Here is a 16,935-nt window from a genome sequence, read left to right as displayed (position 1 = left end):
AGGTCCGAACGATCCTGCCGGTACGGTCCCCTGTGTCCGGCACCGCCCACGCCTGCCGAAACAGCCCGACCCCGTGCCGCACCGGCCCGGCACCACGAACCCCGCCGACGCGATGAGCGAGTTGCCGGTGAACGCCCTGCGGCCGATGTCCCCCTCGCCCATTTCGACTCCTCGCGTCAGCGCCCCCGAGGCCCGTCGAGTGCGTTACGAGGCGCGGGACGTCCTGAGCGGGAGGTCGAGCATGAGGACGTCGTAGGTGGGTGCGGAGGGCCAGGAGGGCCGGAGGCGCGACACCTTGTGCCAGCCCCACTTCAGGTAGGCGGCGTAGGCGTCCGTCGGGTTGGCGGGATCCACCAGGAGCGTTGCCCGACGCTCGGTCCGCCCGCGCAGGAGTTCGTCATGCAGGGTGTGCGCGATGCCCCGGCCCGTCCAGGCCCGCCTCACCATGATCTCGCTCAACGCGAAAGTGCGCGTCCCGTCCTCGTCCTTGAATCCGGACTCCACCTCGTCCAGCAGCCCGTCCCACCAGAGCGAAGCCGGTCCCAGGGGCCAGCCCCAGGTCTGCCCCACGGGCTCCCCGCCCACATATCCGACGACCAGCTCAAAACGACTGTCAGAACGCGACACGTAGGCATCGAATCGCGTCATGAATGCCTCGGTCGAGGAGAACTCCCCGCCGATCTCCATCGCCTCGGCGTAGGCGTCGTCATGGATGAGACGCACGGTCTCCCGAAGCTCCCGGGCACCGATCACGTCGAAGCGCCGGAACTCAAGCGGAAAGTCGCTGCTCATGCTCACGACGTTACCCAGTGCGGAAGGCTACGGAAAGGGCGTCGAACCGGGCGGCGAGTTCCTCGTCGGTGGTCGCGGCGCGCAGGTTCGCGAGTCGGTCCAGCGTTCTTTTCGAGGAGATCCCTCCCTCCAGCGCGGGCAGTACCGTGAGCGCGAAATCGTGGGCGGAGCCCGTATCCCCGGCTTCATGCAGCACGTCCGCGAGCCCGGCCACATAGTTGGCTCGATTCCGGTCATGGAGCGTCGGGTCCGCAAGGACATGCTCGTAGCACCGCACCGCTGGACCGACCTTGCCAAGGTCCCGGAACGCACCGGCCTCGAAGCCGGTGATCTCTGCGTGCGTCACGAACCCAAGGCATTCCGGTTCGGCGTAGTGGGTGTCGCGTTCGAGTTCGTCGCGTGCCTTCCCGATCGACCTCACTGCCCGGTCTGTATCGCCGAGGAGCGCCGCAGCCGGTGCCCTGCGCACCTCGATCAGGGCGTGCAGTTTCGCGGACGGCACATGGCGGGCGGAGGTTCCGGCACGGTCGAGGAGACGGAGTGCTTCTCGTGCGTGACCACGCTCGTGAGTCTTGCGACAGAGGTGGATGGAGTGAAGCGCCATCGAGGCATAGACCTGCGCGGTGACCATCCCGTCATCGGAGCTCTCGGCCATGAGAGCGGCCTCGCTGAACAATCGGCGCGCCAATTGGTGGTCGCCCGCATCGAAGGCGAGGAAGCCCGCGCAGTTCCCGAGTTCCGCGCAGAGTGAGAGCAGTCCGCGACCGACCTGCTCGGAATAGTCGCTGTCATCGAGCATCGCGCGGCACCGTACGAAGAGTGCGACGGCCTGGTGCAGCAGCCCTCCTCCGCCGACCATCCGGTCCTTCGCCCAGAGGCCGTCGAGCGCTGCTCTGAGGTGGCGCAGATGCGCGCCGGTGGCGCGCGCCGGTGGGGCGACCGCCGCGCCCGGGAGTACCAGCCCGGCGGAAAGCACCGCCGTGCTCCTGGTGAAAGTTCGCCGGTCCACGTCGGCCTCCGCCTCCCGCATTCGTCCGCGTACCCCCTCGGTCGCGGAAGGTTCACCGAGCAGGAGCGGAAGAAGCGCTTCCCGGGGCATCCCGATCGCGTCGGCGAACCCGAGAAGCTCGCGCACGTCGAACAGGCTGTCACGCTCTCCGCGTTCGATCCGTCCGACCTTGGTCTGCGTCCATCCGGGCACGAGTTCGGCGAGTTCCTGCTGACTCATACCCGTTGCTTCCCGGATCGTCACCACCAACGCGGCGAGATCGAGGCCGGCCAGTACCTCGCGGATCTCCAGGGTGTCGAAGACCCAGGGCTCCGCCGAGCACCGCCGTGCCCGCGCGCACGCTCCGCACACCGGCTCCGGGTTGTAGCGCGACAGGGAGACTCCGCACCCGCCGCACCGCCTGGCCTCGGTCATGGAGTGCCCCCTCCTCGTCCGGTGCCGTGGCGATGACGGCACGTGGTCGACCCGGGCCCATTGTGCGCGGTGGTGTGCGGGGCGTCCGGGGATGTGCCGAAGTGGCACATCGGCCGGGCGGCGCGGGTGCCGGAATGGGGGTCGTCACGGTTCGGGGTCGCCTGTTCACTTGAGGTGGTTCGCGACAGCGGACGTCGGAAGCGATCTCAAGTGGGGGGAATCATGGACGGCGGCACGGCGGTGATGCGGGCGCACCTGGACGCGCTCGCGGCGGGACTCCGGCAGAGCGGGCTCACCACGCGCCCCGAGTACGGAGGCGAGCCCCCGTACCTGCACATCACGAACCCCGGCCTCGTCGGTGGCCCCGGTGGCGCCCGCGGCCCCCTCCTCAACGAGCGGATCACCGCCCGGCGCGGCCCCGACGGCCGCTGGCTCCTCCACTGGTCCTGGGGCGACCCCCTCGGCCCGGCCACCGACCTCGCCCACGCCGTCACCAAGATCATCCATGTCCTCTCCCCCACCCCCGGCCTCTCCTCCCGCGACGCCCCCTGACCGCCTCCCGACCGCACCTCGCTATCTCAGCCGCCCCAGCCGCTACCCGCCCGGCCACCCGGCACGCACCGGTACGCACCGGCAGGAACCAGCAGGAACGTGCCGCAAGCCCTCGGGGTGGTCGGATGATCCGGTTCATGAAGCCGATCAGTGTTCCCGAGAGCGCACCGAAGGTCGCCAGGTGGCGACAGCGGTGGAGCGAGGCGAGACGTTCGTGGTGCCCCCGGCGAGAAGGGGATCTCCGCCGCCGGACGCTTGGTCAAGGAGCTCCTCTCCGGCTCGCGGTGCTCGCCGGATGAGGACCACGCCCAGGGTGCGGCCGCGGCACGCGAGGGCGTGGCAGCGAAGCCGCGGCCGACGTGGCCGGACGCCTGATTCTCGCCTCCGGTGCGCTGAACGCGGCAGAGCGGCGACCTACCCGGCGAACACGATGTACGCCAGGTCGGCCCACGCGCGGCCTGCTCTCCGGACACCCCCTCCCGGCCGTGTCCGTCGGCGTGGGCGAACGAGCACGACCGCGCCCCGGTCGTCGCCCGACCGCCGTGCGCACCCTCGTCACCGCCGACTCCGCGGCGGCCTTCGACGATCTGCCCGGGTCCGGGTACGGGGCCGCTGAGGCGGCCGTGCTCGGCCCCGGTGCAGAAGGACGCTCGGGCCGCCGCGCCTCGGGCGGGCGGCCGTGGGCACCCGGGGTCAGAGGTCGGCGAGGGGGACCGCTGGGTCGGTGAGGCGGGACTCTTCGACCTTCTTCCCGGAGCGGATGAGGGACTGGAGGGGATCGGTGACGTCCCAGATGTTGGCGTTCATGGCGGCGACCACGGCTCCCTGGGAGAGCCAGAAGGCGATGTACTCGCCGGAGGCGGGGTCGCCGCGGAAGACGACCTTGTCGTAGGCGCCGGGGGTCGCGTAGCCGGAGAACTCCATGCCGAGGTCGTACTGGTCGGAGAAGAAGTAGGGGACCCGGTCGTACGTGACGTCCTGGCCCAGCATGGACCGGGCGGCGGCGGGGCCGGCGTTGAGGGCGTTCGCCCAGTGCTCGACGCGGAGGTGGCGGCGGTAGAGGGGGTGGTAGGCGGAGGCGACGTCGCCGGCGGCGTAGACATCGGGGTCGTCGGTGCGCAGGGAGGAGTCGACCAGGACGCCGTTCTCGCACTTGAGGCCGGCCGCCCGGGCCAGGGAATCCTCCGGGACCGCGCCGACGCCCATGAGGACGAGGTCGGCCGGGATCTCGTGGCCGAGCGAGGTCGTCACATGGTCGACCGAGCCCTCGCCGCGCAGCGCGAACAGGCCCTCGCCGCAGCGGATCTCGACGCCGTGCGCCCGGTGCAGGTCGGCGAACAGGGCGCCGACCTCGGGGCCGAGGGGGACGTGCAGCGGGGTGGCCTCGGCCTCCAGCACCGTCACCTCGTTGCCGTAGGTGCGGGCCGCGGCCGCGACCTCCAGGCCGATCCAGCCCCCGCCGACGATGGCCACGCGCAGGCCGCCCCCGGAGATCCGCGCGCGCAGCGCCAGCGAATCGGCCCTGGTGCGCAGCGTGCTGACGCCCTCCAGGTTCGCGCCGGGGACCCGCAGGCGGCGTGGGGTCGCGCCCATGGCCAGCAGCAGCCTGGTGTACTCCACGGACGAGCCGTCAGAGAGGCCCACCCGGCGTTCCGCGAGGTCGAGCGCCTGCGCCTCGACGCCCTCCCGCAGCTCCACGTCGTGCTCGGCGTACCAGCCGGCCTCGTGGACGTAGACCGAGTCGTCGTCCTTCTTTCCCAGCAGGACTTCCTTGCTCAGCGGAGGCCGCTCGTACGGGCGCTCGTTCTCCCGTCCGATCAGGACGATCCGCCCGTCAAAGCCCTCCGCGCGCAGCGTCTCCGCGGCCTTGGCCCCCGCCAGGCCCGCGCCGACGATCACATGAGTGCTCCTGGTCTCCGGCATCGTGCTCTCCCCGTCATGTGCCGAACCGTCGGCGGCGCGGGTGCGCCGCCGACCCCCACATGGCCCACACTGCCACACCGGATGCGGGACGGGCACAAGCCGCTGTGGACAACTCTCCGGCGGCGCGGAGGCCCCCGGCGTGTCAGCCGCAGAGCCTCGCGTGCCAGGCCAGCGCGCTGATGTCGGTCAGGGACGCGATCTGGTCGACCACGACGCGGCGCCGCGCCGGGGCGTCGGCGGCGTCGGCGTAGGCCCACCGGTACAGCGGGTCGAGGGTGCCCGGCGCGCCCGCGGCGACCGCCTCGGCCAGCTCGGCGATCACCTGGCGCTGCCTGGCCCGGCTCGCCTCGTAGCTGATCCACACGTAGTGCGCGGTGACCGCCTTGAGCAGCGACACCTCCTGCCGGATGTGCCGCGGGACGATCAGGTCGGCCTCGTACCGGGTGAGGGGGCCGGGTCCGTAGGCGTCGCGCGTCGCCTCCTCCGCGCCCATGCAGAACCGGCCGATGAGCCAGCTCGTGAGGTTCTTCAGCGCGGCGTAGGCCGAGGCGGTGTGGTCGATCTCGCCCGGCCAGAACGGCTGGTCCAGCAGGATCGTGAAGCGCTCCTCCAGCTCCGGCGCGTCGCCCTCGCTCCCGTACATCTTCGCCGCCACGGCCGCGACGTCCTTGCGCAGGACGGGGTCGGCCAGCATCCCCAGGTGGACCGAGCCCGTGACGAGCGCGTCCTCGAGGTCGTGGACGGAGTAGGCGACGTCGTCGGACCAGTCCATCACCTGGGCCTCGAAGCACGTCCTGCCCTCGGGCGCCTCCGACCTGACCCACAGCGCGACCTCGAGGTCGTCGTCGTAGACGCCGTACTTGGCCGGATTGTCGCGCCGCCGCCAGGGGTACTTCATCGTGCCGTCCAGGGACGCGCGGGTCAGGTTGAGCCCGACGCTGCGCCCGTCCTCGGCGAACGACTTGTGCTCCAGCCGGGTGAGCAGCCGCAGGCTCTGCGCGTTGCCCTCGAACCCGCCGCACGCGGTGGCGAAGACGTCCAGGGCCTTCTCGCCGTTGTGGCCGAACGGCGGGTGGCCGAGGTCGTGCGCGAGGCACGCGGTCTCGACGAGGTCGGGGTCGCAGCCGAGGGACTTGCCGAGCTCGCGGCCGACCTGGCCGCACTCCAGGGAGTGGGTGAGGCGGGTGCGCTGGAAGTCGTTGGAGCCGGGGTCGCCCACCTGGGTCTTGGACGACAGCCGCCGCAGCGCCGCGCTGTGCAGCACCCGGGCGCGGTCGCGCTCGAAGGCCGTCCGGTCGCGGCGCTTGGGCACCTCGGGGGCCCAGCGCTCGATGTCGAAGGAGGTGTAGCCGTTCATCCGCCGAGGATAGTGCGCCGAGGTGAAGCTTCCGTGTCGTTCACGTCTTGGCGCGACTACGGCCCAGCAACACGTAGTAGAGGTAGCCGCCCGTCTCGCGGACGATGGACTGGAGCTGCGTGTCGCGGGTGAGGACGCTCGGACCGCTGCGCGTAGGCGACGACACGGCTTCGATGCCGTTGTCCGAGGCCATCTTCTGCGAGCGGAGGCTGTGCCACGGGTCGGTGACGACCACGCCGGTCTCCCAGCCGTGCTTCTTGTACTCCTTGCCCACCGCGACCATGCTCTGCAGCGTGTCGCGGCCGCTCTCCACCGCGACGACGTCGGCGGCGGGAACCCCGAGCCCGATGAGGAAGTCGCGTCCGGCGGCGGCCTCGGTCACCCGGTCGCCGGTCTGCTTGCCGCCGACGGTGACGATCTTGGGGGCGACGTCCTCGTCGTACAGCTCCTTGGCGTGCCGGAGCCGGTACTCCAGGTACGACGAGGGCCGCCCGTCGTACTGGGCCGCGCCGAGCACGACGATCGCGTCGGAGGCGGACCGGTGGTCCTGGCGCGCCTCGTACCAGACCCGCCAGCCGACGACGAGCGGGGTGAGCACGACGACCGAGATCACGACGAACAGGATCCTGCCCGTCCACACCAGAAACCGCGGCTTGCGCCGCTTGTCGCGCTTCTTTCGCCTGCCCCGCTTGGTGCGGGACGTGGGCCCCCGCCCGTCCCCATGCCGCTCTGCCTGCTGTTCCATCGCGTCCGCGTCCATCGCCATCGTGGCACTCACACTATGTGAGATGGACGCGGAGATCAGGCGGTTCGGCCCGGCACCGCGAAGGTGCCGGGCCGATCCGGTCAGCGGCTGTCGCTGCCCGCGGTCTCGACGGACGCGCGGCCCGCTTCAAGGCGCGCCACCGGCACCCGGAACGGGGAGCACGACACGTAGTCCAGGCCGACCTCGTGGAAGAAGTGGACGGACTCGGGATCGCCGCCGTGCTCGCCGCAGACGCCGAGCTTGATGCCCGGACGGGTCTTGCGGCCCTCCTCGACGGCGATCCTGACCAGGCGGCCGACGCCGTCGCGGTCGAGGGTCTCGAACGGGGACACACCGAAGATGCCCAGATCGAGGTAGCGGCTGAAGAACGAGGCCTCGACGTCGTCGCGGGAGAAGCCCCACGTCGTCTGGGTGAGGTCGTTGGTGCCGAAGGAGAAGAACTCGGCGCCTTCGGCGATCTGGCCCGCGGTCAGCGCGGCGCGCGGGAGCTCGATCATGGTGCCGATGAGCGCCTCGACGCCCCCGCCGACCTCGGCGAGCACGCCCTCGGCCTCCTCACGGGCGTGTTCCAGCTCCTGGATCGACCCTACGAGCGGGATCATGATCTCCGGCCGGGGGCTGCCGCCCTCGGCGAGCCGGTCCGCGGCAGCTTCAGCGATCGCCCGCACCTGCATCGCGAAAAGGCCAGGAATCACCAAACCCAGCCTCACACCTCGCAAGCCGAGCATAGGGTTCTGTTCGTGGAGGCGGTGGACGGCCTCCAAGAGCCTGCGGTCCTTCTCGGAAGCGTCGGCACCGGCAAGTGCCACCTTCACCGACAGTTCTGTCAGATCCGGGAGGAATTCGTGCAGCGGCGGGTCGATGAGCCGGATCGTGACCGGCAGCCCGTCCATCTCCTTCAGGATCCCGTGGAAGTCCGCGCGCTGGAGCGGCGCGAGCGCGTCCAGGGCCGTGACGCGCTCGGCGTCGGAGGTGGCGAGGATCAGGTCCTCCACGAGCTGCCTGCGCTCACCGAGGAACATGTGCTCGGTGCGGCACAGGCCGATGCCCTGCGCGCCGAAGCGGCGGGCGCGGGCGGCGTCCTCGGGGGTGTCGGCGTTGGCCCGGACGGCCAGCCGGCGGGCGGCGTCGGCGTGGGTCATGATCCGGTGCACCGACTGCACGAGCTCGTCGCCGTCCCCGGGGGCGAGGGCGCCTTCGAAGTACTGCACGACCGGGGAGTCGCTGACGGGGACCTCGCCGAGGTAGACGGCGCCGGAGGTGCCGTCGATGGAGAGCACGTCGCCTTCGCGGATGACGGTCTCGCCGACCCGGATCACCTTGTTCTTGACGTCCACGTCGAGTTCTTCCGCGCCGCAGACGCAGGTCTTGCCCATGCCGCGGGCGACGACCGCCGCGTGCGAGGTCTTGCCGCCGCGGGAGGTCAGGATGCCCTGCGCGGCGATCATGCCGGTGAGATCGTCGGGGTTGGTCTCGCGGCGGACCAGGATCGTCTTCTCGCCGCGCGCGGCGGCCTCGACGGCGGCCTCGGAGGAGAACACCACCTTGCCGACGGCCGCGCCCGGGGAGGCGTTCATGCCCTTGGCGATCTGGTTCTTGGGGGCCTTGGCGTCGAAGCGGGGGAACATCAGCTGGGCGAGCTGGTCGCCGTTGACGCGGTGGACCGCCTCGTCGAGGTCGATGAGGCCCTGGTCGGAGAGCTGGCAGGCGATGCGGAACGCCGCGGCGGCGGTCCGCTTGCCTACTCGGGTCTGGAGCATCCACAGCTTGCCGCGCTCGACGGTGAACTCGATGTCGCAGAGGTCGAGGTAGTGGTTCTCGAGCTTCTCCATGATCGCGAGGAGCTGCCGGTAGACGTCGGCGTTGATCCGCTCCAGGTCCGCGAGGGGGACCGTGTTGCGGATGCCCGCGACGACGTCCTCGCCCTGCGCGTTCTGGAGGTAGTCGCCGTAGACGCCCTGGTGGCCGCTGGCGGGGTCACGGGTGAAGGCCACGCCGGTGCCCGAGTCCATGCCGAGGTTGCCGAAGACCATCGAGCAGACGTTCACCGCGGTGCCGAGGTCGGCGGGGATCCGCTCCTGGCGGCGGTAGAGGACGGCGCGGTCGGCGTTCCACGAGTCGAACACCGCCTTGATCGCCAGGTCCATCTGCTCGCGGGGGTCGCCGGGGAACTCGCGCCCGGCCTGCTCGCGCACGATGTCCTTGAACGTCTCGACGAGCCTGCGGAAGTCGTCGGCGTCGAGGTCGAGGTCGTCCGTCGTGTCCTTGGCGTGCTTGGCCTCTTCCAGGGCCTCCTCGAACAGCTCGCCGTCCACGCCCAGCACCGTCTTGCCGAACATCTGGATGAGCCGCCGGTAGGAGTCCCACGCGAAGCGGTCGTTGCCGCCGGCCTGCTTGGCGAGACCCAGCACGGAGTCGTCGTTCAAACCGATGTTGAGGACCGTGTCCATCATGCCGGGCATGGAGAACTTGGCGCCCGATCGCACGCTGACGAGCAGCGGGTCGTCGGCCTGGCCGAGCTGCTTGCCCATGGAGTCCTCCAGGGCGGTCAGCTTGGCGGTGATCTCCGCGGTCAGGCCGTCAGGGGTCTTTCCCTCGGCCAGGTAGTGCCGGCAAGCCTCCGTGGTGATGGTGAACCCCGGAGGCACAGGAAGGCCCAGGTTTGTCATTTCGGAAAGATTTGCACCTTTTCCGCCCAGGAGATCTTTCAGATCTTTGTTGCCCTCGGTGAAGTCATAGACGAACTTCGGCACGGCCAGCTCCTTCCACCCTTTGGTCGTGAACTGTACCTGTTGCCCTGTTCAGGCCCCTTCACCCCATTCTCCATGAGGGCAAATCGGCTGGTCAGAGGGGGTGCTGTGGTCTAAGCCAATCGTGTTGTTCCAGAAACTTTGCGTTCTTTTCACACTGGATTGGAGCGTGCCCACCCGTGAAAACCGGGGAAGCAGAGTACGAGGGAGGTGAGGCCGTGCGACGTCGTGGGGCCCTGGGGCCCGGCAGTGAACCGTTCGCGCCCATCGCGGACTTCGGGTTCCTGTCGGACTGCGAGACGACCGCGCTGATAGCGCCGAGCGGCAACGTGGAATGGCTGTGCCTTCCCAGGATCGACTCGCCCAGCGTGTTCGGCTCCATCCTCGACCGAGACGCCGGATACTTCCGGATCGCTCCGGCCGGGGTGGAAGTCCCCGCCGCTCAGCGTTACATTCCGGGCACCATGGTCATGGAGACCACTTGGTGGACCCGCGGGGGCTGGCTCGTCGTCACCGACGCCCTGCTCATGGGCCCTTGGCACCATGAGGACGAGCGCTCGGAGTCGCACCGCCGCGCCCCCACCGACTACGACGCCGACCATGTGCTGCTGCGCAAGGTCAAGTGCGTCAGCGGCAACGTGCAGGTCCGCATGGACTGCATGCCGGTGTTCGAGTACGGCCGCACCCCGGCCCGGTGGAACTACACCGACCAGGGCTACCAGGCCGCCGTCGCCGTCGGGGGCGGGCTCAGCCTGCACCTGACGACCGACATGAACGTCGGCTTCGAGGGCTCGCTGGCCACCAGCCGCACCCTCCTGAAGGAGGGCGAGTCACGCTTCGTCGCGCTGTCGTGGAGCACCCACGGCGCGCCGAAGGACCTCACCGAAGCCGAGGAACGGCTGCGGTGGACCATCCACCACTGGCAGCACTGGCTGGACCGGGGCGACTTTCCCGACCATCCCTGGAGGTCGTTTCTCCAAAGGAGCGCCCTCACCCTGAAGGGTCTCACCTACGCGCCGACCGGCGCGGTGGCCGCGGCGGCGACGACCTCGCTGCCCGAGACACCCGGCGGGGACCGCAACTGGGACTACCGGTACACGTGGATCCGCGACAGCACCATGACGCTGTGGGCGTTCTACACCCTCGGTTACGACTGGGAGGCCAACGACTTCTTCCACTTCATCACCGACGTGGCGGAGGAGTCCGACGGACGCCTCCAGATCATGTACGGGGTGGACGGAAGGTCGGAGCTCCCCGAGTCGGAGCTCGACCACCTGTCGGGCTACGACAACGCCAAGCCCGTCCGGATCGGCAACGGGGCCTACACCCAGGCGCAGCACGACGTGTGGGGCGCCATCACGGGGTCGATCTACCTGTTCGTCCGCAAGCGCGACAGGCTCGACGACAGGCTCTGGAAGATCGTCGTCACCCAGGTCGAGGAGGCACTGCTGCACTGGCGCGAGCCGGACTGCGGCATGTGGGAGGTGCGCGGCGCGCCGCAGCACTTCACGTCCTCGAAGGTGTTCTGCTGGCTCGCCGCCCAGCGCGGCGCCCAGCTGGCGCGGCTGCGCGGCGCCGACGAGCACGCGCGGGCCGAGCGCTGGCAGCGCGCGGCCGACGAGATCCGCGACGACGTCCTGGCCGGTGCCCTGGACGAGCGGGGTGTCTTCACCGCGCACTACGGCGCCAAGTCGCTGGACGCCTCGGTGCTGCTCATCCCGCTGGTGGGCTTCCTGCCCGCCGACGACAAGAGGGTGCGCGAGACGGTCCTGGCGATCGCCGAGGAGCTCACCGAGGACGACCTGGTGCTCAGGTACCGCACCGACGAGACGGACGACGGGTTCGTGTCCGAAGAGGGCACGTTCACGATCTGCTCGTTCTGGCTGGTCTCGGCCCTGGTGATGATCGGCGAGACCGAGCGCGCCAGGACGCTGTGCCAGAAGCTGCTGAGCTACGCCTCGCACCTTCAGCTGTACGCCGAGGAGATCGACCCGCACACGGGTCGGCACCTCGGCAACTTCCCTCAGGCGTTCACCCACCTGGCCCTGATCAACGCGGTGATGCAGGTCATCGGCGCCGATCGCGGCCAGCGCCTGTATCCGTTCAGTTAGAACGGAATCGTCCCGGGACGGTGGCTCACGAGGCCGCCGTCCTGCGGTGGCGGTTCCGCCTCCGCCCACCCGACATGGGCGGAGACGGACCCGCTGACACCCAGCCTAATCCGGCCGCGCCCGCCCCATCGGGCGAACCGGCCACCCGCTACGGCCGTCTCAGGACGCGCCGCAATCCGGGCAGGTACCGAAGATCTCGATCGTGTGCGTCATTTCGGTGAATCCGTGCTCGGCGGCGAGGGCGTCGGCCCATTTCTCCACCGCGGGACCGGCCACCTCGATCGTCCTGCCGCAGGAGCGGCACACCAGGTGATGGTGGTGCTCGACGCTGGAACAGGCCCGGTAGACGGCCTCCCCGTCGGCGGTGCGCAGCACGTCGACCTCGCCGGACTCCGACAGCGCCTGGAGCGCGCGGTAGACCGTGGTCAGGCCGATCTTGGAGCCTTCGGCGCGCAGGACCGCGTAGATGTCCTGGGCGCTGCGGAAGCCTTCTCCCCCTGCCAGGGCGCGGCGAACGGCGTCGCGTCTGGCGGTCGTCATGAGGCCTCCTCTAGCGCGGTTTCTCGCCCTGACTCTAGCGGCCCGCGCACCGCCCGCGCCGCGCGACGTCGGGTGAGCGGGCCGAGCACCGCCGAGACGGTGAACAGGGCGAGTGCGGTCACCACGATGGCCGGCCCCGGCGAGATGTTCACCTCCCCCACGCTGAACTGGTAGGACGCGGTGAGCCCGCCGAGGGCGGACAGCACGCCGAAGACCATGGCGAGCGCCGCGGTCGCCTTGAAGCCGCGCGTGAGCTGCTGGGCCGCGGCGACCGGCACGACCATGAGCGCGCTGACGAGCAGCAGCCCGACCACCCGCATCGCCACCACGATGGTGAGCGCGGCGACGACCGCGAGCAGGATGCTGAGGAAGCGCACCCGCACGCCGGACGCGCGGGCCATCTCCTCGTCCTGGCACAGCAGGAACAGCTCCCTGCCGAACACCGCGAGCACGGCGAACACCGCGACGACCAGGCCGGCGATCACGTACAGGTCCTCGCGCGAGACGCTGCTGATCGAGCCGAACAGGTACGACAGCAGGTTGGAGGTGCTGCCGCCCGGCGCGAAGTTGGTGACCAGCACGCCGCCCGCGAGGCCGCCGTAGAACAGCAGCGCGAGCGCGAGGTCGCCGCCGGTCCGCCCCGACGAGCGCATCAGCTCGATGAGGATCGCGCCGAGCACCGACACCACGACCGCGCCGAGCAGCGGCGAGGTGCTGGTGACCAGGCCGAGGGCGACGCCGGTGAGGGCGATGTGGCCGATGCCGTCGCCGAGCAGCGACAGCCGCCGCTGCACGAGGAACGTGCCCACGGCGGGCGCGGCGAGGCCGATGAGCAGCGCGGCCAGCAGGGCGCGCTGCATGAAGTCATAGGCGAGCACTTGTCTCAGTCCTTCTCGGCTCAGCAGTCCTTGGCGGCACGGAACCCCGTGTCCCACAGGGAGGCCCCGGCCGGCTCCGCGTGCGGGTGCACGTGGTCGTGGCCGGGCTCCGCGCAGTCGCCGGACGGCTCCGGCGCCTCCCCCTCGTGCACGATCTCGCCGTGCTCCAGCACCACGCTGCGGGTGATGAGCCCGGCGAGCGGACCGAGCTCGTGCAGCACGAGCAGCACGGTGACGCCGTCGGCGACGAGCCGGGTGAGGGTCGCGGCGAGCGCGTCCTGGTTGGCGGCGTCGACCCCGGCGAGCGGCTCGTCCATGACGATCACGTCGGGCTGCCCGGCGAGCGCGCGGGCGATGAGGACCCGCTGCTGCTGGCCGCCCGACAGCCCGCCCGCGCTCTGCCGGGCGAGGTGGGCGATGCCGACGGCCTCCATCGCGTGGTCGACGGCGTGCCGGTCGGCGGCCGAGGCGGGCCGCCAGCGCGCGCGCCGGGCGATCCGCCCCGAGGAGACGATCTCCCGGACGGTCACCGGCACGCCGCCGCCGACGCTGAGCCGCTGCGGCACGTAGCCGATCCGTCCCCAGTCGCGGAAGCGCCGCGCGCCGAACAGCTCTCGGGTGCCGCCACTGAGCGGGACGAGCCCCAGCAGCGCCCGCACGAGGGTGGACTTGCCCGAGCCGTTGGGCCCCATGAGGGCGACGACCTCGCCGGGCGCCACCTCCAGGTCGATGCCGTGCAGGATCTCGCGGCCGTCCAGGCGGACCCTGCCGCCCGTCAGCCGGAAGACCGGGGTGGCACCGGCCGCGGCCGGTGCCTCGGTGGTCGTCGTCATCGTCGCCCTCCTTGAGCGCGCGGTCCGGTTCAGGAGCACGACAGCGCCGTCCGCAGGGCGGCGAGGTTCGCGCGCTGGAGGGACAGGTAGTCGTCTGCGGAGCCCTCGGCGACGCCCTCGACGGGGTCGAGCACCGCGGTCTTGACGCCCGCGGAGTCGGCGAGGGTCTGGGCGACCTTGGGGCTGGCGAGGGTCTCGGTGAAGACCGTGCGCACGCCGCTGGACCTGATGCGCTCGACGAGTTCGGCGAGGCGGCGCGGCGACGGCTCGGCCTCGGGGTCGAGCCCGGAGACGCCGACCTGCTCCAGGTCGTACCGGTCGGCGAGGTAGGTGAACGCGGTGTGGCCGGTGACGATCGTCCGGTCCTCGCAGGAGGCGAGCCCGTCCTTGAACTCGCCGTCCAGGGCGGTCAGCTCGTCGGCGGTCTTCTGGGCGTTGGCCTTGTAGTCGGCGGCGTTGCCCGGGTCGGCCTCGGCGAGGCGGTCGCCCAGCGCGGTGGCGACGGTCGCCATCCGGCTCGGGTCCGTCCAGAAGTGCGGGTCGTGCTCGCCCTCGTGGGCGTGGCCCTCTTCTCCGGCGTGGGCGTCCTCGCCCCCGCCCGTGTGCTCGTCCTCGTGCGCGTGGCCGTCGGAGGGGAGCAGGTCGACGACGGATCCGGCGTCCAGCGCGCGGTCGGCGGCGTGCTGGGCGATCGCGTCGTCCACGGCGGGCTGGAGGTCCTTGACGTACAGCGCGAGGCCGGTCTCGCTCAGCTCCCCGATCTGGCGCGGCGAGAGCTCGAGGTCGTGCGGCTCGGCGCCGGGCGAGGTGAGCGCGGTGACGGCCACGTGGTCGCCGCCGACCCGCTCGGCGAGCCAGGCCATCGGGTAGAAGGAGGCGGTCACCGTGGTCCGGTCACCGTCGGCGCCCGCGCCCGTGCCGCCGCACGCGGCGGTCGCCAGGAACAATCCGGACAGAACGGCTGATGTCAGAAGGGGGCGCTTCATACCCCCATCATGCGGAAAATGAAAACGATTGTCAAAATCGAGTGATATCGCCCACCGCGAAGGCCAGGAGCAGGACCACGGCCGCCACCCGCAGAAGCCGCGCCGTCCACGGCAGGCCCGGCCACGAAAGATAGGCGAACCAGCCGAGGAACAACGCCAGCACGAGCATCGCCAGCGCGCCCGCCCACGAGCGCACGAACAGCCCGACCACCATGAGCACGGCCACCACCAGCGGGAGCACCCACGGCGGCAGCCGGTGCAGGAACACCACGGTCGTCGCACTGTGCCGTTCCACCACATCGCGCAAAGCCATGCCGCCCAGGGTGCCAGGATGGCCCGATGATCGCGATCACCAGGTACCGCGTCGCCGACGACGCCGACTTCACCGCCCGCATCGCCCCCGTTCTCGCCGCCTGGGAGGCGGCCCCCGGCTACCTCGGCGGCGACCTCGGCCGCTGCGTGGACGACCCGGAGCTGTGGGCCCTGGTCACCCGGTGGGAGGGCGCCGGCTTCTACCGCCGCGCGCTCGGCGCCGTCCGGCAGTACTTCGTCCCGCTCTCCGCCCTCGCCGTCGACGAACCCGGCGCCTACGAAGTGATCAAGCCCGGGTAAGGCCTGGCCGGGCCGGGTTTGCCCCCGCTCCCCTCCGGTGATCAATGGCAAGATCCGCTTGGGGGGAACGCACAATGCGCAGAGCCGTCATCCTTTCCATCGGGGGCCTCGGCGCGGTCTCCGCCATCGTGGGGATCGCCGCGATCTCCCCGGGCCCGGACGCGACCGCGCTGCCGGAGGCCCCCGCCCACACCGTCGAGTACGGGGGACTGCGGATCGCCGTCCCCAAGGGCTGGCCCGTCTACCGCCTCGACGGGGATCCGCACCGGTGCGTCCGGTTCGACGAGCACGCCGTCTACCTCGGCGCCCCGAGCGGCGAGCCGCACTGCCCGGCCCGGGTCGTCGGCAGGACCGAGGCGATCCACGTCACCGCGCTGCCCGCCGCCGAGCGCCGGGCGCCCGACCCCGGGCGGCGCGCCGCCCGGACCGCGCTCAGCACGCTGAAGGTGGCCCCTGCCGTCGACCGGCAGATGACGCTCGACCTGCCGCAGTCCGGCGTGCGGATCACCGGGGTCTACGGCGCCGACCGCGCGCTCCTGGAGCGCACCCTGCGCAGCGCGACGGCAGGGCCCGGCGCCCCGCCCGAGCCCGAGTCCGAGGAGTTCGACGAGCCCGAGGAACGGCCGCGGTCCTGGCACCGCGGGCCGGGGTTCGACACCTGCTCCGCCCCCTCCCGGCGCACCATGCGCGCGTGGCGGGAGGCGTACTCCATCGCCAACATCTACATCGGCGGCGCCGCGCGCGGCTGCGCCCAGCCCCGGCTCACCAGGTCCTGGGTGAAGGACGTCCGGGCGATGGGCTACCGCCTGATCCCCACCTACGTGGGCCCGCAGGCGCCCTGTTCCCCCTTCCGCGCCCGCTTCGGCAAGGACGACGCCACGGAGAAGGGCGCGCTCAGCGCCGAGGACGCGGTCGCCAAGGCCGACGAGCTCGGCATCCCCGAAGGGCAGCCGCTCTACTTCGACATCGAGGCCTACAGCCGCAAGGACAAGGGCTGCCGCAAGGCCGTCCTCAGGTTCATGCACGCCTGGACGGACCGCCTGCACGAACTGGACTACCGGTCCGGCGTCTACAGCAGCGTCTCCTCCGGGATCAAGGACCTCGCCGAGGCCGACCGCGTGGCGGGCCTCGAGGAGGACTTCACCAGGCCCGACGCCATCTGGTTCGCCCGCTGGGACGGCCGCAGGCGGGTGCACGGGGAGAAGCACGTGCCCGACGACCTGTGGCACCCGCACCGGCGGATCAAGCAGTACCGGGGCGGGCACGCGGAGAAGCACGGAGGGATCAAGCTGCACGTGGACAGCAACATCGTCGACGGACTCGTCTACTGACCGGCCGCCACGGGGTTAATCGACGTGGCGTCCTACCCCGGTGCCCTAGACTCAAAACCGTCAATTACCGGGGTTCCCTGC

Annotated in this window: 15 protein-coding genes; 4 read left to right on the top strand and 11 right to left on the bottom strand. The window is 71.0% G+C overall.

Annotated elements, in window-relative coordinates; all coding sequences use genetic code 11:
• Positions 1-204 precede the first annotated feature (204 nt).
• The gene (locus EDD29_RS05920) at positions 205-792 is read right to left on the bottom strand and encodes a GNAT family N-acetyltransferase (RefSeq protein WP_123663056.1); all 588 of its coding nucleotides are present in this window, start codon (positions 790-792) and stop codon (positions 205-207) included.
• A gap of 10 nt (positions 793-802) precedes the next feature.
• Positions 803-2,215 carry a helix-turn-helix domain-containing protein gene (locus EDD29_RS05915; protein WP_123663054.1) on the bottom strand — a complete coding sequence of 471 codons (1,413 nt, stop codon included), beginning with the start codon at positions 2,213-2,215 and terminating at the stop codon, positions 803-805.
• 222 nt (positions 2,216-2,437) lie between these two features.
• Between EDD29_RS05915 and EDD29_RS05910 the strand changes: the two genes are divergently transcribed.
• Complete coding sequence (locus EDD29_RS05910) at positions 2,438-2,767, top strand: hypothetical protein (RefSeq protein WP_123663051.1); 330 nt, start codon at positions 2,438-2,440, stop codon at positions 2,765-2,767.
• A gap of 693 nt (positions 2,768-3,460) precedes the next feature.
• On the opposite strand, the gene EDD29_RS05905 is transcribed toward EDD29_RS05910, so the two are convergent.
• From EDD29_RS05905 to ppdK, 4 genes are all read right to left on the bottom strand, one after another.
• A complete protein-coding gene (locus tag EDD29_RS05905) occupies positions 3,461-4,690 on the bottom strand; it encodes an NAD(P)/FAD-dependent oxidoreductase (protein ID WP_123663049.1) in 1,230 nt (409 codons plus the stop codon).
• A gap of 142 nt (positions 4,691-4,832) precedes the next feature.
• Positions 4,833-6,047: a deoxyguanosinetriphosphate triphosphohydrolase gene (locus tag EDD29_RS05900; RefSeq protein WP_123663047.1), complete on the bottom strand. Its 1,215-nt coding sequence runs from the start codon at positions 6,045-6,047 to the stop codon at positions 4,833-4,835.
• A 40-nt stretch (positions 6,048-6,087) separates the two neighbouring features.
• On the bottom strand, positions 6,088-6,825 hold the full coding sequence (locus EDD29_RS05895) for a YdcF family protein (protein ID WP_246052538.1): 738 nt from the start codon (positions 6,823-6,825) through the stop codon (positions 6,088-6,090).
• 68 nt (positions 6,826-6,893) lie between these two features.
• Positions 6,894-9,566, bottom strand: a complete 2,673-nt coding sequence (ppdK, locus tag EDD29_RS05890) for a pyruvate, phosphate dikinase (protein ID WP_123663043.1) — start codon at positions 9,564-9,566, stop codon at positions 6,894-6,896.
• Between the two features lie 215 nt (positions 9,567-9,781).
• On the opposite strand from ppdK, the gene EDD29_RS05885 reads away from it, so the two are divergent.
• Positions 9,782-11,674 (top strand): glycoside hydrolase family 15 protein, encoded by a 1,893-nt coding sequence (locus tag EDD29_RS05885; protein WP_246052537.1) that lies wholly within the window; start codon positions 9,782-9,784, stop codon positions 11,672-11,674.
• Positions 11,675-11,833: 159 nt separating this feature from the next.
• On the opposite strand, the gene EDD29_RS05880 is transcribed toward EDD29_RS05885, so the two are convergent.
• From EDD29_RS05880 to EDD29_RS05860, 5 genes are read right to left on the bottom strand one after another with little or no spacing between them, the layout of a single operon-like run.
• The gene (locus EDD29_RS05880; protein ID WP_123663041.1) at positions 11,834-12,214 is read right to left on the bottom strand and encodes a Fur family transcriptional regulator; all 381 of its coding nucleotides are present in this window, start codon (positions 12,212-12,214) and stop codon (positions 11,834-11,836) included.
• Positions 12,211-13,101 (bottom strand): metal ABC transporter permease, encoded by an 891-nt coding sequence (locus tag EDD29_RS05875; protein WP_123670300.1) that lies wholly within the window; start codon positions 13,099-13,101, stop codon positions 12,211-12,213. The genes EDD29_RS05880 and EDD29_RS05875 overlap by 4 nt, the downstream gene beginning before the upstream one ends.
• Positions 13,102-13,112: 11 nt before the next feature.
• Positions 13,113-13,925, bottom strand: a complete 813-nt coding sequence (locus EDD29_RS05870; RefSeq protein WP_123663040.1) for a metal ABC transporter ATP-binding protein — start codon at positions 13,923-13,925, stop codon at positions 13,113-13,115.
• Between the two features lie 29 nt (positions 13,926-13,954).
• Complete coding sequence (locus EDD29_RS05865; protein ID WP_123663038.1) at positions 13,955-14,911, bottom strand: metal ABC transporter substrate-binding protein; 957 nt, start codon at positions 14,909-14,911, stop codon at positions 13,955-13,957.
• Positions 14,912-14,942: 31 nt separating this feature from the next.
• Entirely contained in the window at positions 14,943-15,224 is a 282-nt protein-coding gene (locus tag EDD29_RS05860) for a DUF6703 family protein (RefSeq protein ID WP_123663036.1), read from the bottom strand.
• Between the two features lie 26 nt (positions 15,225-15,250).
• Between EDD29_RS05860 and EDD29_RS05855 the strand changes: the two genes are divergently transcribed.
• Together EDD29_RS05855 and EDD29_RS05850 are read left to right on the top strand one after the other, a co-directional pair.
• Positions 15,251-15,523, top strand: a complete 273-nt coding sequence (locus tag EDD29_RS05855; RefSeq protein WP_123663034.1) for an antibiotic biosynthesis monooxygenase family protein — start codon at positions 15,251-15,253, stop codon at positions 15,521-15,523.
• A 74-nt stretch (positions 15,524-15,597) separates the two neighbouring features.
• A complete protein-coding gene (locus EDD29_RS05850) occupies positions 15,598-16,854 on the top strand; it encodes a DUF1906 domain-containing protein (protein ID WP_170201306.1) in 1,257 nt (418 codons plus the stop codon).
• Positions 16,855-16,935 lie beyond the last annotated feature (81 nt).

This window comes from Actinocorallia herbida (genome assembly GCF_003751225.1).
Lineage (GTDB): Bacteria > Actinomycetota > Actinomycetes > Streptosporangiales > Streptosporangiaceae > Actinocorallia > Actinocorallia herbida.
This window is presented reverse-complemented; position numbering and strand designations above follow the sequence as displayed.